The sequence below is a fragment of the Aquimarina latercula DSM 2041 genome, from assembly GCF_000430645.1.
GTDB lineage: Bacteria > Bacteroidota > Bacteroidia > Flavobacteriales > Flavobacteriaceae > Aquimarina > Aquimarina latercula.
On sequence record NZ_KE387187.1, the window covers coordinates 1 to 24537 of the forward strand.

The window sequence follows — 24537 nt, forward strand, 5'->3', positions numbered from 1 at the left end:
GGAGCACAGGGACCACAAGGTATTCAAGGACCTACTGGTGTTGGAATTCCCCAAACTATATCGATTAGTGATCATGACATCACATTATCAGATGGTGGTGGAACCGTGACAGTACCAGATGATACCATATATAATACCGATGGCACTTTAACTGGCAATAGGGTGATGACAATGGGTAATTTCAATCTACAGTTTGATTCAGACTTAGATAATAGAAATACCTTAACTCTTCGAAGAACTAACAACGCAAGAGAGCTCGGTATTTCATTTAGAAACTCTGGTAATGCTTATGCTGCGGCAATTGGATTTGGAACAACGGCTAATGGTAATAACAATGGACTAAATTTCTATGCCGGTGGTAATCAAGGTGATCCAGCAGATATTCAAGAAACATTAAGTCTGAGAAATAATAATCAAATTAGATTTAGCCGATATGGAACTATAGACACCTATCAATTTGATAATACCCCTACTCGATTCTTAGGAATTGAAGCGGATGGCGATGTAGTAACTGTAGATCCAGCTTCTATAGGAAGTGATGACCAAACTGCTTCTGAAGTAGATTCTGATACTCCTGTAGATGTAGATGGTGATGGAAATACCGAAGCAACAGTAGAAGATGTAATTCAGGATATTGCACCGATTACATCTAAGGCTGCTAGGATATTCTATCCTCCATCAATTGCTATTGATGCGAGCACTATTTCAGCAAATACGGCAGCTCCAGGTGATGAAAGCGTAGATCTTTATCAACAATATATCGATCAATTTACATTAGCAAATGCAGCTACATCACAATCAAGTACTGGCGCTCCTGCGGCTATCCCAACATATGCGGCCAATGAATTATATTACTATGTAACATATTTTGACCCTACAGTTTTTGCAAACGTTGCTATTGATGCGAACGGAGTTATGACCTATGATATAATAGGTACTCCTGCTGACTATAACACATTAATTAATGTAGTATTCGTAGTACGATAATTTTTATATGAAACTCGTCAAATTATATAAAATAGCATCTAAACATCTAATTATTAGTGTTATTACTATGTTTTTGTTCCCTTATACTTTCTTTTCTCAAGAAACATATAGAGACAATTTTAGTACCGTATCCTACGCGAACAATAATGGAACTCAAAATTGGGCAGGAAACTGGATTGAAACCAATGACAACAACAGTCCTAATAATGGATTTATTAGGATAACAGGAGGAGATCTTAGACTTGATTGGTTATTTGTAAATGCTGAAAACATAAGAAGAACCGCTAATCTTACTGGAGCTTCATCTGCAACTTTATCATTTGATTGGGAAACCAGTGGTTTAGATGGCGGAGTCAATGGAGAAGAATTAAACATTCAAATATCCTCAGATGGCACGAATTTTACTGATATTGGATCATTTACAGGAAGCCAGACCGGAAGTTTTAATCAAGATATAACCGGATTTATTTCTGCTAATACAACAATTAGATTTATTAATAATGGAGGTTGTGGTTTTTGTAATTGGGAAAATGGAGAATTTGCTTTAATTGACAACCTAGAAATATCTGCAGTTTTCGGTCCAATTGTTTCCGTAATTGACTTGACAGTTAATGAGAACGTAGGAACAGCAACTATTACCGCAAGGCTTACCGGTGGTAATATACCTGGAGGTTTTTCCGTAGATTACAACACCATAGATAATACCGCTTTTGCAGACTCTGATTACATTACTTCTTCTGGCACATTAAATTTTGCTGGAAATCTTAATGAAACGCAAACCTTTACAGTGCCTATCGTAAATAATGCTTTTGGAGAAAACGATGAAACCTTTTTTATAAATCTTAGTAATATAAGTAATGCTTCTGTAAGAATGGGTAATGGTACAATAACAATTAATGATGATGGAGATCCAACAATACCTAATGAAGTACCTTTAACACTTTTTGATGAATTCAATGGATATTACGATTATGCAGTAACTGCAGGATCTTTTAGAACTTCAGATAATAATGTAGATCCCTGTGCCATAGGAGCAGCATCCTCAAATACGCTTACCACCTCAATTCCCGCTGGTTCTACTATAGAAAAGGCATATTTAACCTGGGCACATTCAGGTCCTTCACCAGATGATGTCGTAACTTTTGAAGGTCAAACCGTTGTTGCTGATGTAATATACTCGGCTAATCAATTGGCACAATACTATAGTATGAAAAGTGATGTTACTTCTATTATTAATGGAATAGCGGATCCAAGTAATGAGACATTTGAAATTACCGACCTTAGCATCACGGTCAATGGATATTGCGGAACAATAGTATTAGGAGGCTGGTCTTTAATGATTTTTTATACAAATCCTTCTTTACCAGCCGTAAGTATTAATTTTTATGATGGGTTTAATTCAGAACAAAATTCATCATCTAGCTATACCCTTGATGGTTTTTTTGCAATTGGTAGTTCTGGTTCTAAAACATCCGTACTTGCATGGGAAGGAGATGTTAATTTTACAGGAGGAGAAACCATTACTTTGACCTCTGGAGTAAATACAACAACCTTAAACGGAGATGGCGATAATACAGGAGGAACTCAAAATGTTTTTAACTCAACTATTTATGACGACACGACAGCCCCTATAATCAATGATTCTTCACAGTTTGGTGTAGATTTAGATACTTATGATATTTCTTCACTTATATCTCAAGGAGCCAACTCTGCTACAACTAATGTTAATGTAGGAGGAGATATCGTATTACTTAATTCTGTATTACTTAAAGTACCTAGTAACTTAATGACAGGTACTGTTTTTGAAGACATGAATTATCCAGGAGGAACAGGAAGAGATCTTACCACTTCATCTGGAGTAGGAATAGAAGGAGCTCTTGTAGAACTATATGATAATACAGATACTTTTATCGATTCGGATATTACCGATTCAAACGGAGACTATAATATAGGCGGTATGGCTAATGGAACCTACACGCTGCGTGTTGTAAATAATACCGTACGTTCGACTAGAGGTGGCGGTACTACTTGCACAACTTGTATACCTGTTCAAACATTCAGATCGATATTTGCTGCTAGCACTATAGGATCAGTAACAGATGAGATTGGTGGTACTAACCCTCTTAATGAAGATGTTGTAGCTGGGACAAATACAAACGCGCAAACAATTTCAACTATAACAATTCTAAACGAAGGAGCCGTTGGCATTGATTTTGGTTTTAATTTTAACACCATAGTAAATACTAACTCTAGTGGCCAAGGCTCTCTTGGTCAGTTTATAATTAACTCTAATAATCTCGACGAAACCGGATTAAACATTGAAGCTAATGGTATTTTTGATCCAGCAGCTGGTCAAGACACTTCTATTTTTATGATACCTCCTACTGGGGATCCGTTGGGAAGAGCTGCGGACCCAAACTTTGTTACTGGTTTTTTTGATATCAATTTACCAAACGTAGATCCACTGGATGATATCACAGACGATTCAACTCATATAGATGGTAGAACCCAAACCGCTTATTCTGGTGACACAAATACTGGTACAATCGGATCCGGAGGAACCATTGTTGGTATTTCGGGGATTACATTACCAAATTATAATTTACCAGAAATACAAGTACGTAGTGATTTTGGTGATGTCATTCAATTACAAGCATCAAATCTTGTTATAAGAAACTTGGCAGTATATGGCGGAAACAGAAGAGCAATACGACAAGATTCTGGAACAGGAAATCTAGTAACAGCAAATCTTCTAGGTGTCAACGCCCTAGGAGTTACTGGAACTGTTGGTGTTGGAAGTTATGTAGATGACGGTTTTGAAATTAATGGAGGACAAGTAACTCTTGATGGTAACTATATTTCCTCTAATACTGACTTTGGAATTTCTGTAAATGGAGGTACATCAACGCTAATACAAAATAATCACATAACCAATAATGGTTTTAGAAATTGTGAGTATAACATTAGAATTGCTAACGGAAGCGGTGTAGTAATCCAAAACAATCTTATAGATAACTCCGCTGCTACCGGCATTTTTGACAACCAAGGTAACGTAACTATTACAGAAAACACAATTACAACAGCTGGAAGTAATAGTGGTGCTGGATGTACTGAACTTAGTGGTATCAATTTAGCGCAAAGTAATTCTTCTATTACTAATAATATTATTGATAATAATGGAGGAGCTGGTATTGTATTAACTGGTGGAACTACTTCTGGGAATCTGATATCTCAAAACTCTATTTTTGCTAATGGTACTGTTGCCGATGCACTCGGTATAGATATTGCAAGTGATGGAGTTACGATTAATGATGTTGGAGATGCAGATACAGGTCCCAATGGAAGTTTGAATTTTCCTCTTTTGGAATCCGTAACCATTTCAGGAACAAATTTAAAAATAATAGGATGGTCTCGTCCAGGAGCAATAATAGAAGTTTTCTTAACAGATATAAACCAAGGAACCGCTACTGTTGGAGATAATCAATTAGGTCTTAGTCTGGATTATGGTGAAGGTCAAACGTATTTAGGTTCTGGCACGGAAGGAAGCGGTGCGGATCTTGACAATACTATCTCATTATATACTAATGCCGATGGAAATACAGATAACACCAATAGATTTAACATTAGTATACCATTAGGTACAACAATTCCTGTTGGCAGTTTAGTTACTAGTACTGCAACAATATCAAACACTACTTCTGAATTTGGAAATAGAACTATTGTTGGAGCAGCAACGGTTATTACTAATCGAAAAATTACATATAGAGTAAAACCCAATTAATATAAATATAATAAAAACGCTTAACGTAAAAAATTTAAAACTTATAACTTAAAAAAACACAGTATCACCCAAACATTATGCATAAACATCGTCATCATTGTAAAATATTCACGAAAAAGAATCTTTTCAAGGTTTAGCTACTCGATCACTGAATAGTTTATCCCCTTATTTTATTAAAAACATATTTCTTCTTCATTCTAAAATGTAGCAAGACAAAATTATTCTTGCAAAAGAAAATGTCTTACAAATTAATAAGTAAAAATATGTCTTATCGTGAAATATATGTAATTCGTCGACAAAAAAATGCATTTCAACGATACTTTTGTGAATTTTTTTTTAAAAAAAAGTAGGATGTATGAATAATTTTTATATATTCGCAGTAATTGATTTATGGTTTAACCGTAAAATCAAATTTTAAAAGATATGCCCCAAAATAAACTCTACATAACGTTATTCATACTAGCTGGTTTTATTTCCAATGCTCAGTTGTCTTTTCATAATTTCGGAAATTTACAAATACATGATGAAGGTCAAGTAGGATTTCATCTAGATGTAATTAATGATGGAACCTTTGATCAAAATCGTGGGTTCGCTGGTTTTTACAATCAGAACAATTTAACAATTTCGGGAAGTAATCGTCCTATTTTTCACGATATGGAAATCGATGTAATTGATGATTTGTTTTTAGAAGTTCCTGTAGGGGTTAATAATTTTCAAGAATTTACAAATGGAAGAGTTTTTACTCCCAGAGATCAAAAACAGATTTCATTAGATTACATAAATGATGCACCATACTTAGGAGAAAATGATGATCGTTATGTTGATGGTTATGCTTCAATAACTGGTCAATTAGATTTTTCTTTTCCTATTGGTGATGATTTCCGTCATAGACCAGCACGTATTGAAAGTCAAGCTGCAACTAATACCGCAAAAGCAGCTTATTTCTTTGAAAATCCTAATTTCCCTAATTTCTTTCCTGGAAATTTTGATACTAACAGTTTTGGAGATTTATTATATGGAATTAGTATTTTCGAATTTTGGGATGTAGACGGAGACCAAGAGACAAGAGTTACCTTAACTTGGGACACTAATAGTAATATTCCTACTTTAGTAAATGATTTATCTGATCTTAGAGTTGTAGGATGGGATCCTAATTTAGAACAATGGATTAATCTAGGAAATACTTTTGTTACGGGAGATCTTGATAGCGGAGAAATTACTTCTGAATTAATCGTTCCTGATAATTTTGTAGCTTTAACTTTTGGAACATCTGGTCTTATACTTGATGGAGACTTAGAAATCTTTACCGCTGTTTCTCCTAATGGTGATGGATTTAATGATACTTTTGTAATACAAGGATTAGTTCAATACCCTGATAATGAGCTATTCGTATATAATCGTTGGGGAGTTTTAGTATACAATAAAAAAGCTTATCATGAAGTACAGCAAACTTCAGAAGGCTTTAATGGAATTTCTGAAGGTAGAGCTACTATTGCTAAAGGAGAAGAATTGCCTGCTGGAACTTATTATTATGTTTTAAACATAGAAGGAACAAAGGATAGAGCTGGTTACCTTTACGTAAATAGATAGATTCTAATCTCAATTATTACTTAAATAACTGAGGTAAAAGCATATTTTTTTAATCAGAACTTCTAAATAACACTTCACATTTGAGTATATACGGAATCAGACTACCACAATTCCTCAAAACCTCATAACATACACTATTTTTTTGAAACCATAAACTCATTAATATTAGTTAATGATTTAGCTAATAACAAAATAGACTTCTAAAATCATGTTAAATATTAGACTCTCTAATAAAAGTATCAAATTTGTTATCTCATAAATCGTAATAATTTCTAAAATAATTATACTTTTAGCTATTGGTGTGTGTATTATCTATACTGTATACACTCAATTTTAGAAAAACAATTGTAAACTAATTACTGATGAAAGAAAAAGCTGGAAAAATCCAAGATATAATCGATAAAAAATTTTTAGAAGAGCGTAGTGTTTTTCTATGGGGTCAAGTAGATGACAAATCTGCTAAACACGTCATTGACAGGCTTATGTATCTAGATATGATTAGTAATGATGAAATAAAATTATATATAAATAGTCCTGGTGGTTATGTTACATCTGGATTTGCAATGTATGATACTATAAAAGCATTGAAAAGCCCTGTATCTACAATCTGTACAGGACTAGCAGCATCCATGGGTTCTATTTTATTAAGTGTAGGAGAAAAAGGACGCAGGTTTATTCAACCTCATGCTAAGGTAATGATTCATCAACCAAGTGGTGGAGCGAGAGGACAAGCCTCTAATATAGAAATTCAAGCTACCGAGATTCTTAAAACTAAAGAGTTAAGTGCTCAAATTCTTGGAGACAACTGCGGGCAAGAGATTGAAAAAGTACTAAAAGATTTTAATCGAGATTATTGGATGGATGCACAAGAATCTATTGAATATGGTATTGTTGATGGAATACTAGAATAGTATAAATTAAAAACACTTTACAAAATCAAGTCTATATCCATATGTTAAGAAGGGATTTCATAAAAATTAGTGGATTAGGCATTACTGCACTCTCATTATCTTCACTGAATATGATTCAATTAGAATTTACCAAAGATGATTTAATGGGAAAAAGTAATCCTGTTTTTTATGGAGATACTTATAAACTGAAAAAAGAAGCTCACGAAGCATTTTTAAAAATGAAAAATAAAGCTTCGGAAAGTGGTATTAGCATAAAAACTGTTTCGAGTTATCGAAACTATGCACATCAAAACAGAATCTGGGAACGTAAATATAAAAAATTTACTAAAGAGGGCTTATCCCCTATTAATACCATAAAAAAAATAATAGAATATTCTACTATTCCCGGGACTTCACGTCATCATTGGGGTACAGATATAGATATCGTAGACGGAACACCTAAACAACCAAAAGGCCTTCTTCTAGAAGAAAACTTTCATGAAGAAGGTCCATTTTGTAAATTCAAGGAATGGATGGATATTCACGCCAATAGTTTTGGATTTTATCTAGTTTATACAAACAAAAAAGATAGAAAAGGTTTTAAATATGAACCTTGGCATTATTCCTATGCACCTTTATCTATACCCATGCTCAAATCTTATAAAAAACTGGATATAAAAAACGAATTACAAAATGCTAATCTATTAGGTAGTAATCATTTTACAATCGATTTTATACAACAATATATTACTGAAAATGTATTAGATATCAATCCTAAATTACTGTAAAACATACTAAAACATATTTCTTTCAGTTATACTAAAAAAGCCCTTTAATATTTTATGAAAGTATTTTGTAAATTTTTCTTTACGGTATGTATCGCGACAATTATAGTTTCTTGTTCATCTGAGGACGATTCTATAAACTCAAATATAAATACAGATGAACTTACCAATGAAACAAACATTTCTGATGATATACTTGCATTAGTAAATCAACATAGACAAAGTCTTGGATTATCAACATTATCCAAAAACAACACTGCAGAGCAACTCGCTATTGATCATACAAAATATATGATATCTATTGAAGAAATCAATCACGATAATTTTAATCAGCGAGGAAATATATTAGGAGATGAAGAGAATGCTACTGGAACTGCCGAAAACGTCGCTAGATTTTATTCTGATGCTCAGAGTGTTGTTGACGGTTGGTTAAATAGTACAGGACATCGAGAAAATATAGAAGGTAATTATATGTATACTGGTATCTCCGCAATTAAAGACGAGAATGGTAGATATTATTATACTCAACTTTTTTATCGTTAACCAAGCATCAATTATGCTAATTAGCACAATTCGTATTTAAAAATACGAATTTGAATCCCCTAGTAGTCGCTTACCAAAAAATGACCTCTTTTACATTTATTTGGTAAGCAACTTTTATATTTAGTAACTTTATAACTCAAAAACTTTTACTCTAACCAAAAAATAATTGATGAGACGCGGTGGATTAAAAATAAGAATATTAATAGGTCTTGCTATTGTGGCTTTTGCTTTTATCAAGAAATGTAATAACAAAACCCATAATGAATATACAGATAGAGTTCAGAATATTAATATGACTACGGAACAGGAAATCGCTATTGGTCTCCAAAGTGAACCTGAAATGACTAGACAACACGGAGGACTATATCCAGATCAAAGGCTTCAAAATTATGTCGATAATGTTGGAAACAAACTTGTCAACAATACGATGGCTAGAGAATCTGATTACCGATATGAATTTCATCTTCTAGCTGACCCAAATACTATTAATGCTTTTGCATTGCCAGGTGGTCAAATATTTATAACCTATGCACTTTACTCTAAATTACAAAATGAAGATCAACTAGCTGGTGTACTAGGTCATGAAATTGGACATGTTTTGGGACGACATTCTGCAGAACGTATAGCAGAACACGAGTTTTGGAAAACAATATCAACAGGAGCCTCTGTAGGTGCTGATGCTGGTGGACTTGTAAATGGTATAGGACAAAATGTTCTTTTGGGAAACGGTAGAGACGATGAATTAGAGAGTGATAAATTAGGGGTTTTATTTATGATAAATTCTGGTTATAATCCTCAAGAAATGATTGGAGTAATGGAAATTCTAAAAAAAGCCGCTGGACCTAACCGTACTCCAGAATTTCAAAGTACGCATCCTGACCCTGATAATCGTATTGAAAAAATTCAAGAAGCCATTAAAGAATATAGTGTACAATAAAAACTTCGATTAGTAAATTACGAATCGAAGTTTTTAGGAGTTTTACAATTAAATTTTTAGGACATTTCTTTAAGAAGATCCATTGCTTCCTTAGCATTAGCTAATTCTGCAAATTTCAACGCAGTATTACCTTGACTGTCTTTAGCCTCAAGATAAGCTCCTTTTCCAACTAATAACCTTATAATATCAACTCGATTATACCTAGCTGCATACATTAAAGGTGTTTTTCCATCCAATCTTAGATTTACATCACTCCCACCATCTATCATTTTTGCCACAGTATCAAGATCTCCTTTAATAACCGCCATAAAAAAAGGATCCACTTTATTAATAGTTAATTCATAATCCTTACTATCACTTACCTTTACTTTTTCTGAAGCAAAGTTTACAGGTATAATGAATAGAATCATTAATACTGCCATAATTGTTTTTCTCATAATGTTGTGAATTATTGAAGTTAGTATATTGATTTATTAATTTTTTAATAAAATAAAAGAGATAATTGTTTTTTATGCACTTACCTAATTTACAGATTTTTAACCAATAATCAACTTAAAAATTTGATAATATTTTAAAAAATTAACATTTTAATCACGAATATTTAAGTTTGTAATTCCATAATCTGTCAATTATTTATGCATGTGAGTTAAAAATATTATTGTTTATTTTACATACACCAAAAATTCAATTATCGTCATTAAAACCCTATCAATCCTAAGAATTAACTATTTTATACCTTGTTCACTAAGATCTATTAATAGTTCCTCAAAAAAACATCTAAACAAAACAATCTAAACCTTCAAAAATCAGAAATCAGTATCAACAGGTTTTTGTCTGCTTCTATTCTATATTGTAATTTAGCCTCTAATCAAAATTGTCAGCAATCAGTTAAATAAGTGATTGAAAAACATCAAATCGTATATAGAAAAAGAAATGAACAAAAAAGTAATCTTAATGATTCTGGATGGATGGGGAACATCGCCAGATCCTAAAGTTTCTGCAATCGATCATGCCAAGACTCCATTTATTGATAATTTATACACAAAATACCCTAACGCTTCCTTAAGAACGGACGGTTTACACGTTGGACTTCCTGATGGCCAAATGGGAAACAGTGAAGTAGGTCATATGAATCTTGGAGCAGGAAGAATAGTATATCAAGATTTAGCCAAAATTAATATGGCTATCAAAGATGATACATTAAAAAATGAGCAAACCCTGATTGATGCCCTTAAGTATGCTAAAGAGAATAATAGAAATGTTCATCTATTAGGATTGGTTAGTGACGGAGGCGTTCATTCTCATATTAATCACATCAAGGGACTATTAGATGTAGCCAATTCTGAAGGATTAGAAAATGTTTTTTTACACGCATTTACTGATGGCCGCGATGTAGATCCAAAATCTGGAATAAATCATATCAAGGAAATTAAAGATTATATGGATACATCTACCGGAAAATTAGCTTCTGTCATTGGACGATACTATGCTATGGACCGCGATAAAAGGTGGGAACGTGTTAAACTAGCATATGACCTTCTTGTTAATGGAACAGGAACACCCACTGATAATGTTATTGAAAGTATTCGAAAAAACTATGATAACGATATCACTGATGAATTTATTAAACCAATAGTAATAGAAGAAAAAGGGGCTCCTGTAGCCACGATTAAAACAGATGATGTTGTAATATTCTTTAACTTTAGGACAGATCGTGGTCGTGAACTCACAGAAATGCTTTCTCAATCCGACATGCATGAATATAATACTCATAAGCTTTCTCTATATTATGTTACGATGACTAATTATGATGAAAACTTTAAAAACACTCATGTAATTTATGATAAAGACAACATCACAGAAACCTTAGGCGAAGTATTATCCAAAGCTGGCAAAAAACAGATTCGTATAGCAGAGACAGAAAAATATCCTCATGTTACATTTTTCTTTTCTGGAGGACAAGAGGAACCATTTGAAGGTGAGTCCAGAATTCTTAGAAATTCTCCAAAAGTTGCTACTTATGATCTTAAACCCGAAATGAGTGCATATGAACTAAAGGATGCATTAGTTCCTGAATTAGAAAAAGGTGAGACAGATTTTATATGTTTAAATTTTGCTAATGGGGATATGGTAGGTCATACAGGAGTTATGGAAGCAGCAATAAAAGCTTGTGAAGCCGTCGATCAATGCGTAAAGGATGTTGTGACAAGTGGATTAGAAAATGGATATACTACTATACTAATTGCGGATCACGGTAATTGTGAGACAATGATTAATCCAGATGGATCTCCTCATACAGCACATACAACAAATCCTGTTCCTGTTATATTAATTGATACTGATGGAATTGAAATAGAAGATGGAGTCTTAGGGGACATTGCGCCAACTATATTGGACCTTATTGGTCTAGAACAACCAAAAGCGATGACACAAAAATCTTTATTGAAGAAATAGATAGTAAATACATAAAAATATAAAGATGAGTTTAGCAATTCTTATACTCATCTTTATATTTTTTTTGCGTTATTTTTTAACATTAAATACATAAATTAAATATTTTAAAATAAAATTAATATTGAATTTATCTTTTTAATGCATACGCCGAACCTTGTGCAAGATCTTTTAAAAAGCTAATACATATGTTAAAGTTCATCTGAAAAAAAGGGTTTAAATACTTCATAACTATCTGATTTTTAAATTATACCCTAAATTTATTCATTAATTATCTTCTAAATAGCAATTTTCGCTTAGTAAGTCTAAAACATAGCTAAAACGTCACTTATATAAGACGAAAGAAATTCAAATTCTAATTATCTAATATTTCATTTTAGTATCTTTAATATATTATTATAAATTTTATAATAATTACACGCAGCGAAATCCTACATCCTCAGTTAAGTTTTATGAGAGTAAGCACTAACCCTTATTCATGAATAAAGAAGAACAAGACAGACTGGTTAAAGCTTGTAAAAAGAATGACCGGAATGCTATGGAAAAAATATATAATACTTTTATGCCCAGGATGCTTGCGGTAAGTTTTCGCTATTGTAAAAATCAATCAGATGCAAAAGATATTGTACAAGAAGCATTTATCAAGGTTTTTAAAAACATAAAAAAATATAAACATAATGGTACATTAGGAAGTTGGATCGAAAGAATTGTAGTTAATTGTGCTATTGATGATTGGCATGAGAGAAAAAAAACAGTTTTAATAGATAATTCAGAGTCCATAGAAGAAAGTGAAGTACAAGAATTAGATGATTTTGAAAAAGATCACTTTTCTAAAAAACTTTCTGCAGATAAATTAAGAGCACTAATAAATGAACTTCCTGAACAATATAGATATGTATTAAACTTATATGCCATTGAAGGATATTCGCATAAAGAAATAGGAAAAATATTGAAGATTAAAGAAAGTACATCTAGATCTAACTATACGAGAGCGAGGAAAAAGCTTTTAGAAAATATGAGAGCTATCGGAATAGAAAAATATCAATAAATCTCTAAATGAGAAACTGATGAAAGAGGATAAAGACCTTTTAAAAGAGTTTTTGCAGACAAAATTTAAAGACGACATTATGGAATCGTCTGGAGATGGCTTTGATCTCATTTTTGATGCTGTACAAGAAAAATCCGATGACAAAAATTTGTTTTATTGGTATACCGCTGGTTTCATAATTCTAATGATTATTGGCGTGTTTACTATATACTATTTTAAAAATGATAGTACTTCAGACATTAACATAGAAACAACCAATACAGAAACTACTACTAAAAATAAAAATAGTAATCTTACGACTATAGTTCTTGATTCTATCTCGGAAAAAAAAGAAACTAATATTACGCTCATTACAAAAGATGAACCAACTGAAGATCCAGATCAATCTTCTAAGAAACCTAAAAATAGACAGATAGATGTAACTAACTTGGAGCCAGAAGACGAAATTATCGAAAAAGGTGTTATTACAGTAACATATACTGCTTCTGACAAGTATGCATTTACAGAAAGAACAAAATACAATACACTACCAGATTCTAGTACGATTGTAGTACGAAAAAACAGTAAGATAAACTTTACAGCAACAAAACAAGGGTATCGCAGAGCTGATATTATGGGTACCGTATTTTTAAACATTCGAAAAGATGAACACAAACCATTCATTCTTTTTGGAAAACACGGTAAAGTACAAATTACTGGTAATTCTTTTGCTATGCATTCTGCCCCGGAAGCGGATTTAATGACTTTAATCCAAGGATCTGCAAAAGTAGTTCATAATAAAACAAAAGAAGTGAAAATATTAGCTCCTGGGGAGAGTTTACGAATAGATGATAGAGGAATTTCGGTATTAGAAAAATCTCCGAATCGATTTGCGTGGAAAACTGGCAAATTATTTTATCAAAATACTACCGTAAACGAAATCATTAATGACCTTGGAAATAATTACGATGCCAAAATCCTATTAAAAAATCGTAATATATTAGACTGTAATTATTCTGGATCCTTTAATAATGATAAGATCTCACAAATATTAAAAAAGCTAACAACATCTTTAAATCTTAAATTAATTAAAGAAGATGATGTATATATAATTACAGGAAAAGGATGTACTAAATAAAGAGATTGATAATCTCTCAATCATCTAATTGGAATAAAATTTTCAATATCAAAAAACCGGATCTTCATAAAAGTACTCTAATATAAAAAACACCTCTACTCAACTTTACAGAACTACTGAGTAAACCCTATCTATGTATTAGAACTTGAAAGATAGAATAGACTTTCTAATGCACAAACCAAATAAACTATAAGACCATATTTAATAGAAAATACGAACCTCTTTTACAAGGTTCTAAAAAAATATTCAACGCACCTGTAAGACACTTACTAAGGAGATATAACAACTTTACCATAAAACTTTGATAGGATATACTCTTTCTAATCTAATCAATAAGTAACCTTATATTTCTTTTAAAACTAAATCAAAAGACATAAAAAAACCGCCTGCAAATATTTTGCAGACGGCTTTTAGAATTTAACTAAACTATCTATTATAAATCAAAAACAATAGACTCTCCATTATCTCCGGTTAGTACAACCTCTTTATCGCAAGCTCCATCTCCGAAATCAATATTAAAATTAACCCCAAAACTACTAGTGAAATCTAAAGATCCTTGAACTGGATATCTCAAGAAATTCAATCTATTAAAACAAGCCACTTTATATACTAACGGTTCATTTTCTATAGATTCTGATTTCATAAAATATGTTTGTGTTATACCTTCTACTAAAGAAGATTCTTCTAAAATAACAACCTCATCCGTCGAGAATCTATTTTCAAATGTAAAATTCCTATTTGTCGTATAACGATACGAATCACCATTAGGTTCAGTAATTACCCCATCAATAACAACATCAAAAACCTTCGTTGTTTCTGTACTCAATGCTGAATTTTGTTCAGCAACTCTATAACCATCAAATGTATAACCTTCATCTCCCCTAACATTTTTAAACACAGTAGAATCCTTCCATTGCTCGTTGAACACTCCAGCCACATAGTATTCTAGTTTACCACTCCAATCATCAAATTGACATTGTTCTTCTCTATAATCCAAAATCATTTTACTATAATAATCATACTCCTCGAAACCTGATAATGGAGTCTCTTCATTAGACACCAACAATTCTATAGATACACAACTACTTTTAGAACTCTTAGAAGAACTTTGCACCTCATTAAAAGCCGACTCAGAAATTAGATCAAAACTATCCATCGCTCCATCCAAACTATGATACATTTCAAAATTTTCTTTATCGCTATTCTGGATCGATACGTTATCATCCATATCCTCTACGGCACAACTTACCATTAATCCTAATCCTACTATACAAATCAATAATTTTTTCATGGTTTACTTTTTTAAATGAATATTATAATGTGTTTTCTATCTATTAAACCTGAAAAAATAAAAACGCTGCGTATTTTTTTATTTTTTTTTAAAGTGCTTCTGATTTTTTCGCAAAAAACTTAAGTAAAACAGGGTTTTACAGCGCAACATTTTTTTATAATAAGAGCATATTTTATATAAAATTAATCCTATGTTGATTTAAAAATCCTATAAAACTATCATCCTAAGAGCACTAAAATGAGAATTCTTATCAGAGATTAAAACTTGATCAATTGACTGAATCCTAATATTCTTTGTAAATTTGCCATCCTTAATGAGGATATTATGATCATTACTAAAACACGTGAAGAAATTGAATTAATGCGCGAGAGTGCCCTGATTGTCTCTAAAACACTTGGAATGCTTGCTCCGGAAGTTAAACCAGGAGTAACTACACTTCAATTAGATAAACTAGCAGAAGAGTTTATTAGAGATCATGGAGCTATTCCTGGGTTTTTAGGATTATATGATTTTCCTAACACTTTATGTATGAGTCCGAATGCTCAAGTAGTACATGGTATTCCTAATAATACTCCATTAGAAGAAGGAGATATCATCTCCATAGATTGTGGAGCCATTAAAAATGAATTTTATGGTGATCATGCATATACTTTTCCTGTAGGAGAAATAACTCCAGAAGTTGCACACTTACTCAAGATTACCAAAGAGTCACTATATAAAGGTATTGCCGAATTAAAAGTTGGAAAACGTGTAGGTGATGTTGGATATGCAATTCAGAAGTTTACCGAAGAAGCAGGATATGGTGTGGTAAGAGAATTAGTAGGGCACGGATTAGGGCGTAAAATGCATGAAGACCCAGAAATGCCTAATTATGGTCGCCGTGGAAGAGGTAAAAAACTTGTAGAAGGAATGGTAGTAGCAATAGAGCCTATGACTAATATGGGCACACACCGTATAAAGCAATTAAGAGATGGCTGGACAATACTTACTGCAGATGGTAAACCAAGTGCTCATTTTGAACACGATGTAGCTATTATAGATGGTAAGCCCGAAATCCTTTCTACGTTTAAATATATTTATCAGGCATTAGGTATAGAATCTGATGAAGAAGATGCATTTAGACAAGAATTATTAGCAGTTTAGTTTTTTTCCAAACATGAAAAAACTCTTCAAGTTTATATTAAATACAATTCCTAGGCCTTTATTAATTCGTTTGAGTTATGCTGTAAGACCTATAATCTCTATATTCCTTAAAGGAAATACTTTTACGGATCCTATCGATGGAAAAAGTTTTTCTAAGTTTTTACCATATGGATATGGAAATCAAAGAGACAATGTTCTTTCACCTTCTACCCTTTCTCTAGAACGTCATCGATTACTTTGGTTGTATTTAAAAAATGAAACTGATTTTTTCACTGCTAAAGCTAAAGTATTACATTTTGCTCCTGAACAGGCTTTTTATAAAAAATTTAGACATTTAAAAAACTTAGAGTATACTACTACAGATCTTAACTCTCCATTAGCAGATGTAAAAGCAGATATTTGTGACCTCCCATTTGATAGTAATCAATATGATATCATATTTTGTAATCACGTTTTAGAACACATTCCTGATGACACTAAGGCGATGCAAGAATTACTAAGAGTTCTAAAACCTGGAGGTATGGCTATCCTTCAAATCCCGCAAGATCTTAATAGAACAATTACTTTTGAAGATAACACTATTACGGACCCCAAAGAACGTGCTCAAATTTTTGGTCAATATGATCATGTAAGAGTCTACGGAAGAGATTATTTTGACAAACTACGTTCTATTGGTTTTAAAGTTAATGAGGTTGATTATACCAATGAATTATCTAAAGAAGAAGTAATCAAATACTGCCTAGCTCCTGGAGAAATACTTCCCGTTTGTTATAAGGCTTAAAGAAATATCTATCAAGAAACATCTTTTTTTATATCAGATTTTTTATCACTACCAAGTTCAGAATATAATGGATCTTTAGCTATCAACTCCATTAAGTGTTTTTTGCATTCAAATTTTCGCTTTCTCACATATCCTTCGGTATAATTCGTTAATTGAGCAATTTCTTTCATACTCTTTCCATCAAAAAATAAAAACAATAGATCTTTACATTTACAATTAAGATTTAAGAGATATTTTCTATATAACGATTCACGATCTCTTTGTTCTATATTATCTATTATAGAAAAGTTTGTATCCGACACAAGGTCATTTATCCGTCCACAACAAGAAACTTTTTTCAACTTACTTAACCTTCTCATCCAAATATTTTTAGAAATCCCATAAAAATATGTATGTATAGAATAGTCGAGCACTAAAGAATCATTTTTTATTTTTTGATACAGAATAACAAGAGCATCCTGAAATATATCTTCAGCGTCTTTTTCTGTTCCAGAATTTTTGATAATAAAACTTTTAATTATGATAAAATTCCTTTTATAAAAATCTTTTAAAATTTCATTATTACCATGTAATATACCGTTGAAAATTTTAATCTCATCATTGTACCCCATATTGATGATATAAGTTTAGTTAGTTTTTTATAGATAATACCTGTAACAACTTTTGTTCCATTTTTATATCAGAAGTATAATGTTCTAGAAACTTCATACTGTTCTAAAAAGGCAGATATTACTTATCAAAATTGAAATTAACTAGGATCTGAAAAAATCAAAAGTCTAAATGAGAGAACACCCGTTCTCAATGAGTAAAAGTGCCTATTCATTTTCTCTATGTAACATTTTGATTGTTATAGTAGCAATTTAATTTCTTTCATACTTCCCAATGTTAGGTTATGAATTAACGACTTATGTTACAATTCAACATAAAATGACGACGATTGAAAATTAAATCATTTCATTTCCTTCTTAATTTCTAGATATTCGAGTCATCATTTAATCAGGCTATTAACTAAAACTAAACAGATATGACTACCGCAGATACTTTTTCTATAGCTAATATGATTGCTATGCCAATGTGGGTACTAATGATACTACTACCTAAATGGAAAATAACCAGATTCTTAATTGACTTCAAAATAATTCCCATAGTACTCTCCTTGATTTACGCCTTTTATATTTTTCAGGCAATACAAATTGGTGGAGGTATGGATTTCGGAAGTTTAGCTTCCGTGATGGCCTTATTTACTGAAGAAAACGCAGTACTTGCTGGTTGGGTACATTATCTAGCTTTTGATCTAATGGTAGGTATGTGGATACTAGATCAAAATAAAAAGATTGGAATACATCAACTGCTAATAGCACCTTGTCTTTTTGGAACATTTATGTTAGGACCAATTGGACTTCTACTCTTCTTAATCATCAAATCAATCAAACAAAATAAATCATGAAACATCTAAATCAAATATTCAAAGAAGTAAAAAAAGAAAACCTCATATTATTTTGGGCAGTCATCATATACTTTATAACCGCAATTTTTTGTCTATCCGGAGTTTTAATTGATGACAGAACCCTAATGGGAGTGAATGTGTGGATCAAACCTTTAAAATTTTCCATCTCCATTGGTATCTATACCTTAACAGTTGGATATTTGATAACACTATATCCATATTCTAAAAGGAAAAAAAATATTATAAACAATCTAGTTGTTTGGACACTATTAATTGAACTAGCAATCATTGTATATCAGGGATCAAGAGGAGTACGATCCCATTATAACGAAGAAACGCTATTTGATGGAATGTTATTCCTAGCTATGGGATTATTAATTGGAATCAATATATTACTGATGATATTGTTCATTATTGATACTTTACGATTAAAGTTAAATACTCCCAGATCTATTCAGTATGCTATTCTGATGGGTTGGTTAATTGTATTTTTCGGAAGCTGGATAGGTGGTCAAATGATTTCGCAGATGGCTCATAATGTTGGTACAGCAGATGGTGGCGCTGGTCTTCCATTAGTCAATTGGAGTACTATTAGTGGAGATCTTAGAGTAGCGCATTTTTTTGGATTGCACGGTATACAAATAATTCCGTTATTCGCATTATGGCTGTCTAAAAAATGGACTGTTTCTAATAAAAAACAAATCATCACAGTACTTGTTTTTGGATTGCTATATGCTGGATGGATTGGGTTTACTTTTTATCAAGCCAAGCAAGGTATCCCATTACTTAAACTATAACTAAACCAATATGCTAATTAATAAAAAGAAGCGCATAAAATACTTAGGTTTTGATGACTTTTGGTTTATTATCATCGGAATTTTAATCCTTAGTTTCATTACAGATTACCTATTTAGTAATTCATTCGTTCGACTTCCTTTTGGTGAAGCTATTATTAGTTGGAGTGTATCCCTTTTCTTTTCTACCTGTGATTGGTTTATTATTCGTGCCATCATGATTTTTTTACGAAAAAGACTCCCCGATTTTAAAGATAATTCGAAGCGTATTTTTTTGTTCTTTATTTCTATTGTTAGCACTGTTTTTTTAGTTGATGTATTCGGCAATATGATATTATCTTTTATTTGGGGATTAAACTACAATCCTTTATCAAGAGCTAAAGTATTAGTCCCTGTAATTTTGATTAGCACTATGACTATGGCGATATATGAGGCTATTTATTTTTATGTCCGGCTAAAGAAATCTATAAGAGATGAGGAACAAGCAAAACAAATGATTGTACAGGCACAGTTGGATACACTTAGAAATCAAGCACAACCACATTTCTTATTTAACACTTTAAATACACTTAGAGATATCATTGATCAAAACTCTAAAGAAGATGCTAAGGAATTTGTAGATAAATTATCTGATGTCTATAGATTTATATTAGAATCTGGGAATGCAAATTTGACATCACTAAGAAATGAATTAAAATTCGCCAGATCATATATCCACATACAGTCAGAAAGGTTTGGGAAAAACCTAACAGTGCATTGGGATATTCCTGAAGCCTCATTAAATATGATGATAGTTCCGATGAGCCTTCAACTTTTATTAGAAAACGCAATAAAGCATAATGTAATTTCTAAATCAAAGCCACTCATCATATCAGTAAAAGTTGAGAACAACTCTTTATATATAACAAATAAGATTCAACCAAAATCTACTAAAGTACCATCCACCAAAGTTGGGTTAAAAAACATTGAAAAACGATATGGATTAATCTCTAATGAACCTATTGAAATAAGAAACGATGGAAACCATTTTATTGTTTCCCTTCCATTATTAAAATCATCTGATCAAAAAAACAATTATGCAGATACTGATTATTGAAGATGAACCACGAGCAGCCAACCAACTTCAAAATAAGTTGAAAGCTGAAAAATTTAATTATGAATTATTAGACATCATTGATACTATAGAAGATACAGTACTATGGTTTCATAAAAATAAATCACCCGACTTAGTATTTATGGATATTCAGTTAGCTGATGGATTAAGTTTTGAAATTTTCCAAAAAATAGATATTGATGCACCTATCATATTTACTACAGCCTTTGATCAATATGCTATCCAAGCATTTAAGGTTAACAGCATAGATTACCTGTTAAAACCGATCCAACAAGAAGAATTAAATCACGCATTGGATAAGTTTAAAAAATCTAACAAGCAACCTATAGTTGATCCATTGATCTTAAAAAAACTTCTTGGCAGTATACAAACTACTAATAAAAGAGAAGGTATATTAGTTAAAGAAGGAAATGGTTTTACACAAATTAAAATAGCCGATCTATTATATTTTTATTCTCAGGAGAGTATCACTTTTGGTGTCACTCTGGATAAAAGGTTTATTATTGATGAGACTATGGATCAGCTATTTGAATCATTAGACACCAATCAATTCTATAGAATTAATCGTGGTCAAATCATTTCTAAAAATTCAATTCAGAAGATAGACTCCTATTTCAACCATCGGGTTAAATTAGGCATTCTAAATCCCAGAGATCAGGATTTTATTGTTAGCAGACAAAAAACTAGTGATTTTAAAAACTGGTTAAATAGTTGAATTTAGTTTTCAGGAAAACCATTCAGGTTAAGTGTTTTCAATTCTTTATGATCATCTTCATAAATAAAATACACTTCTAGCTTAGGGTGAGTTTTTAAAAACGTTATAGATTTTTCTAAGCCCATAGACATCAATGCTGTAGCATACGCATCGGCATCCATACATTTTTCTGTCAATACAGAAACACTTAATAGATTAGATTTATGAGGATATCCTGTTTTTGTATCGATAATATGTGCATATCTGTTTCCATGTTCATCAACCTTAAATTTGCGATAACTACCAGAAGTTGCCATGGCTTGATCTTCTAAATAAATAACTTTGCTATAAGATTGTGTTTGATCAAAATTAGGATCTTCTACTCCTATTCTCCAAGATTGCTCTTTGATTAAATTACTGCCTTTTCCTCTGATCTCTCCTCCTATTTCAACCAAATAGTTTTCTATTTTTTTTGATTCTAGAAAATCTGCAAATACATCTACAGCGTATCCTTTTGCTAATGCATTAAAATCAATAAAAGTATTCTTATGCTGTTTTATAACCTTATCCTTTTGTAAAGTAACCTTATCGAGTCCAACAGAAACCAATAAACTATCTATTTTAATGCTATCTAATGCTACTATTTTACCTTCTGGTCCAAAATCCCACGCATTTACTAAAACTCCAACGGTAGGATCAAAAACTCCATTTGTTTCTTTATGAATTCTTTTAGATGCTTTAAATACAGTTTGGAAATGATCATCAATAGTAACTGTAGCATCTCCTTGATTAATTTTAGAAATATCAGAATCATTTTGATAGGTAGACATAGAGGTATTAATAACCGTTACTATACTATCATATGATTTTGATAGATCTATTTTTTTTGAATCAATAAACTGAACCGAAAAGGTAGTTCCAAATGCATTTCCGTTTGTATAATTCAAATGCTGTTCTGGCTCCTTATTGCATGAAAACAAGTATATCACCAAAAGTAAAAAAAGGAAATTACGAATCATATTATTTAATTGAGATGAGTTTCTATTACTTGTAATCCAGCATACTCCATTGCATATGCTTCATTTAAAAAAACCGGCTTATTTGGGTTTTCAGAATTTTGTAGTCCTACACCTGCATAAAAAACCTTCGCTTCTTGTTCTCTGGCGTGCTTTTTAAACGCTTCCATCCAAACCATATCATAATTATGCGGATTATCTGGATAAGATATAGCCTTTACAATTACAAAATATCGTTGATTCGATGTATCAATACATACAAACTGTGGATGTTTCCCTAACTTACTATTAATAGCAATAAACTCGAAACCCTTTTTTTCCAATTCTTTTCCAACAATATTCATTGCTAGATTATGAAGTTCTTGTTTGGTTAAAATCCTACTCATAGCAGGCAAAGATACTACTCTCTACAAAAACTAAATACATAAACTAAAAAGTTGAGCAATCTATTGTATAAGATAATCTAAGTGTATCTGCTAAGTTCGTTTGAGCAATTTCACGATAATGATGAAAATCTTCATTAAAATTTCCAGTAGAATATGTAAATCTCACCTCAATATCTGAATTAGGTTTTGTTCTCAAATAAATCAGAGTATCCTTTTCTTGTTCAAATATATTTTGTGTCCCAAACGAATAAGAGATATTATCATTATCAACAATACCATTACCAACTGTCAAAGGTTCATTATTATTATTTCTAATTTTCAAATTCAATGCTAAAATAACCGGATACCACGCATCAACATCTTTTATATTTTCCTTACCAGGAATAATACTATCTTTTTGAATTATTTCAGTATAATATGATGTCCCGTAATATTGTTTTAGAAGATTATATTTTTTCCCTAAAACATGGTTATAAGTTATAGAATAATTACCTTTTTCATCTGTCCAAACAGAGTCAACTGGGTCGGTAAAGCAGCCGTTTAGAGAATTAGAGAACCTACAATCTATTGTTCCTAAAACTATCTTAAAATCCTTAACATCAACCTTTCTTTCTACATCATACACCCGCCCTTTTAGAGTTGTTAAAACTGAAGTTTGATCATCATCAGACCCACAAGAAATTAACAATTGAACTATAATAATAGTTAAACTTTTTAAAACAAACTTCTTCATATTTAATATTTATTAGATCAATGCAAACGTAGTATATATATCTACTTATTATTTGTAATAAATAAGTAGATATGAATTTAGTTTCGCAGAAATCACAAATACAACAATTAACTATTTAAATCGTATAAACACACCTTTTTCAAAATAATAACTTGGGGTATAAATAGTAGTATTTTCTTCAAATCGATACCAAGGAGAAATATCAGTATCTTCAAAATTCTTAAGCAAGCATACATTCTGTGCTGGTGTATTTCCTTGTGCTAACAAAAAAAGTTTATCTCCTTGATCATTTACTATTTCATCTACTATTATTTCTATATGACCAGGAGTTCCCGGGTTTACTAGCATATCACCAATAGTCAAATCCTTTATTTTTACTTTTGGTAATTCTGTATGCAAAGATAACGTGCCCGCATACGTATAGACAAGATTCAAATATTTATAAAAATTTGATTTGGAAGAATTCGGGGTAGCTGTCTTATGAAAGGTTACTTTATTACCTCGGATCTTAGGTCTAAAACCTTCTGCATACTTTTCCCAAGAACAATAATGTCCCGAAGTAAAATTAAACCCTATTTCATCTTTTCTATTTGTATCCCAGAGATATTCTGCTCTCATTCTCATTAAAGCATCCGCACATTGTTGCAATCCATTAGCAGGAACAGGAATTTCTAAAATGGCATCATGCCAATTCTGTGCAAAGTATCTAGTATTATCATAATTTATAATAGGAGAACCGTGTTTTTTCAATTGATAATGACGAAGATATTCTTGAAAAGAACCTTTTGGATATGCTTTTCTTTTATATCCTTTCGGAAGTTCAACTCTGGTACTAATAGAATCTCCTAATTCATTAATATAACTAGGTATTGAGATTGTGTTTTCTATGATTCCTTTGACATGGTTAGTTAATTGTTTTCCTTTAGAATTCATTCTAAGAATGACTATTAAAGCAATAACACCTAATCCAATTAAAAAATATTTCTTCATAAAAACAACATATACTAAG

The 24537-nt window shown here is 31.6% G+C and carries 22 protein-coding genes and 1 pseudogene; 16 read left to right on the forward strand and 7 right to left on the reverse strand.

What is annotated here, in order from left to right:
* From H526_RS32145 to H526_RS0126490, 7 genes and pseudogenes are all read left to right on the forward strand, one after another.
* Nucleotides 1-987, forward strand: a pseudogene (locus tag H526_RS32145) (hypothetical protein); the annotation flags it as partial.
* A 7-nt stretch (nucleotides 988-994) separates the two neighbouring features.
* Nucleotides 995-4768 (forward strand): beta strand repeat-containing protein, encoded by a 3774-nt coding sequence (locus tag H526_RS0126465; RefSeq protein WP_027395683.1) that lies wholly within the window; start codon nucleotides 995-997, stop codon nucleotides 4766-4768.
* Between the two features lie 423 nt (nucleotides 4769-5191).
* Nucleotides 5192-6358, forward strand: a complete 1167-nt coding sequence (locus H526_RS0126470; RefSeq protein ID WP_035086810.1) for a T9SS type B sorting domain-containing protein — start codon at nucleotides 5192-5194, stop codon at nucleotides 6356-6358.
* 362 nt (nucleotides 6359-6720) lie between these two features.
* Entirely contained in the window at nucleotides 6721-7269 is a 549-nt protein-coding gene (locus H526_RS0126475) for a ClpP family protease (RefSeq protein WP_027395685.1), read from the forward strand.
* Between the two features lie 41 nt (nucleotides 7270-7310).
* On the forward strand, nucleotides 7311-8036 hold the full coding sequence (locus H526_RS0126480) for a M15 family metallopeptidase (protein ID WP_027395686.1): 726 nt from the start codon (nucleotides 7311-7313) through the stop codon (nucleotides 8034-8036).
* Nucleotides 8037-8090: 54 nt separating this feature from the next.
* Nucleotides 8091-8576, forward strand: coding sequence for a CAP domain-containing protein (locus tag H526_RS30290; RefSeq protein ID WP_051336376.1), 486 nt, complete (start codon nucleotides 8091-8093; stop codon nucleotides 8574-8576).
* A gap of 169 nt (nucleotides 8577-8745) precedes the next feature.
* On the forward strand, nucleotides 8746-9513 hold the full coding sequence (locus H526_RS0126490) for a M48 family metalloprotease (protein ID WP_027395687.1): 768 nt from the start codon (nucleotides 8746-8748) through the stop codon (nucleotides 9511-9513).
* Between the two features lie 56 nt (nucleotides 9514-9569).
* Here the strand turns inward: H526_RS0126490 and H526_RS0126495 are convergent, their stop codons facing one another.
* Entirely contained in the window at nucleotides 9570-9950 is a 381-nt protein-coding gene (locus H526_RS0126495; RefSeq protein WP_027395688.1) for an ankyrin repeat domain-containing protein, read from the reverse strand.
* 496 nt (nucleotides 9951-10446) lie between these two features.
* Between H526_RS0126495 and gpmI the strand changes: the two genes are divergently transcribed.
* The 3 genes from gpmI to H526_RS0126510 all read left to right on the forward strand — a co-directional run bounded on the left by gpmI (nucleotide 10447) and on the right by H526_RS0126510 (nucleotide 14129).
* A complete protein-coding gene (gene gpmI / locus H526_RS0126500; RefSeq protein WP_027395689.1) occupies nucleotides 10447-11967 on the forward strand; it encodes a 2,3-bisphosphoglycerate-independent phosphoglycerate mutase in 1521 nt (506 codons plus the stop codon).
* Between the two features lie 475 nt (nucleotides 11968-12442).
* The gene (locus H526_RS0126505; RefSeq protein ID WP_027395690.1) at nucleotides 12443-13012 is read left to right on the forward strand and encodes an RNA polymerase sigma factor; all 570 of its coding nucleotides are present in this window, start codon (nucleotides 12443-12445) and stop codon (nucleotides 13010-13012) included.
* 19 nt (nucleotides 13013-13031) lie between these two features.
* Nucleotides 13032-14129: a FecR family protein gene (locus tag H526_RS0126510; RefSeq protein WP_027395691.1), complete on the forward strand. Its 1098-nt coding sequence runs from the start codon at nucleotides 13032-13034 to the stop codon at nucleotides 14127-14129.
* Nucleotides 14130-14562: 433 nt separating this feature from the next.
* On the opposite strand, the gene H526_RS0126515 is transcribed toward H526_RS0126510, so the two are convergent.
* On the reverse strand, nucleotides 14563-15420 hold the full coding sequence (locus H526_RS0126515; RefSeq protein WP_027395692.1) for a hypothetical protein: 858 nt from the start codon (nucleotides 15418-15420) through the stop codon (nucleotides 14563-14565).
* A 324-nt stretch (nucleotides 15421-15744) separates the two neighbouring features.
* On the opposite strand from H526_RS0126515, the gene map reads away from it, so the two are divergent.
* Together map and H526_RS0126525 are read left to right on the forward strand one after the other, a co-directional pair.
* On the forward strand, nucleotides 15745-16563 hold the full coding sequence (gene map / locus H526_RS0126520; RefSeq protein ID WP_027395693.1) for a type I methionyl aminopeptidase: 819 nt from the start codon (nucleotides 15745-15747) through the stop codon (nucleotides 16561-16563).
* Nucleotides 16564-16576: 13 nt separating this feature from the next.
* On the forward strand, nucleotides 16577-17344 hold the full coding sequence (locus H526_RS0126525; protein WP_027395694.1) for a class I SAM-dependent methyltransferase: 768 nt from the start codon (nucleotides 16577-16579) through the stop codon (nucleotides 17342-17344).
* An 11-nt stretch (nucleotides 17345-17355) separates the two neighbouring features.
* On the opposite strand, the gene H526_RS0126530 is transcribed toward H526_RS0126525, so the two are convergent.
* Nucleotides 17356-17955, reverse strand: a complete 600-nt coding sequence (locus H526_RS0126530; RefSeq protein WP_027395695.1) for an RNA polymerase sigma factor — start codon at nucleotides 17953-17955, stop codon at nucleotides 17356-17358.
* Nucleotides 17956-18368: 413 nt separating this feature from the next.
* On the opposite strand from H526_RS0126530, the gene H526_RS0126535 reads away from it, so the two are divergent.
* The 4 genes from H526_RS0126535 to H526_RS0126550 are packed head-to-tail and all read left to right on the forward strand — an operon-like array spanning nucleotide 18369 to nucleotide 21414.
* On the forward strand, nucleotides 18369-18791 hold the full coding sequence (locus tag H526_RS0126535; protein ID WP_027395696.1) for an ABA4-like family protein: 423 nt from the start codon (nucleotides 18369-18371) through the stop codon (nucleotides 18789-18791).
* Nucleotides 18788-19588 (forward strand): hypothetical protein, encoded by an 801-nt coding sequence (locus H526_RS0126540; protein ID WP_027395697.1) that lies wholly within the window; start codon nucleotides 18788-18790, stop codon nucleotides 19586-19588. The genes H526_RS0126535 and H526_RS0126540 overlap by 4 nt, the downstream gene beginning before the upstream one ends.
* A gap of 10 nt (nucleotides 19589-19598) precedes the next feature.
* On the forward strand, nucleotides 19599-20681 hold the full coding sequence (locus H526_RS0126545) for a sensor histidine kinase (RefSeq protein WP_027395698.1): 1083 nt from the start codon (nucleotides 19599-19601) through the stop codon (nucleotides 20679-20681).
* Complete coding sequence (locus tag H526_RS0126550) at nucleotides 20662-21414, forward strand: LytR/AlgR family response regulator transcription factor (protein ID WP_027395699.1); 753 nt, start codon at nucleotides 20662-20664, stop codon at nucleotides 21412-21414. The genes H526_RS0126545 and H526_RS0126550 overlap by 20 nt, the downstream gene beginning before the upstream one ends.
* Nucleotides 21415-21416: 2 nt before the next feature.
* Here the strand turns inward: H526_RS0126550 and H526_RS0126555 are convergent, their stop codons facing one another.
* The 4 genes from H526_RS0126555 to H526_RS0126570 form a co-directional block, all read right to left on the reverse strand.
* A complete protein-coding gene (locus tag H526_RS0126555) occupies nucleotides 21417-22340 on the reverse strand; it encodes an FAD:protein FMN transferase (RefSeq protein ID WP_245591242.1) in 924 nt (307 codons plus the stop codon).
* A 77-nt stretch (nucleotides 22341-22417) separates the two neighbouring features.
* The gene (locus H526_RS0126560) at nucleotides 22418-22795 is read right to left on the reverse strand and encodes a hypothetical protein (protein WP_027395701.1); all 378 of its coding nucleotides are present in this window, start codon (nucleotides 22793-22795) and stop codon (nucleotides 22418-22420) included.
* Between the two features lie 43 nt (nucleotides 22796-22838).
* Nucleotides 22839-23528: a hypothetical protein gene (locus H526_RS0126565; protein WP_027395702.1), complete on the reverse strand. Its 690-nt coding sequence runs from the start codon at nucleotides 23526-23528 to the stop codon at nucleotides 22839-22841.
* A 111-nt stretch (nucleotides 23529-23639) separates the two neighbouring features.
* Nucleotides 23640-24518, reverse strand: a complete 879-nt coding sequence (locus H526_RS0126570) for a DUF4846 domain-containing protein (RefSeq protein ID WP_027395703.1) — start codon at nucleotides 24516-24518, stop codon at nucleotides 23640-23642.
* Nucleotides 24519-24537 lie beyond the last annotated feature (19 nt).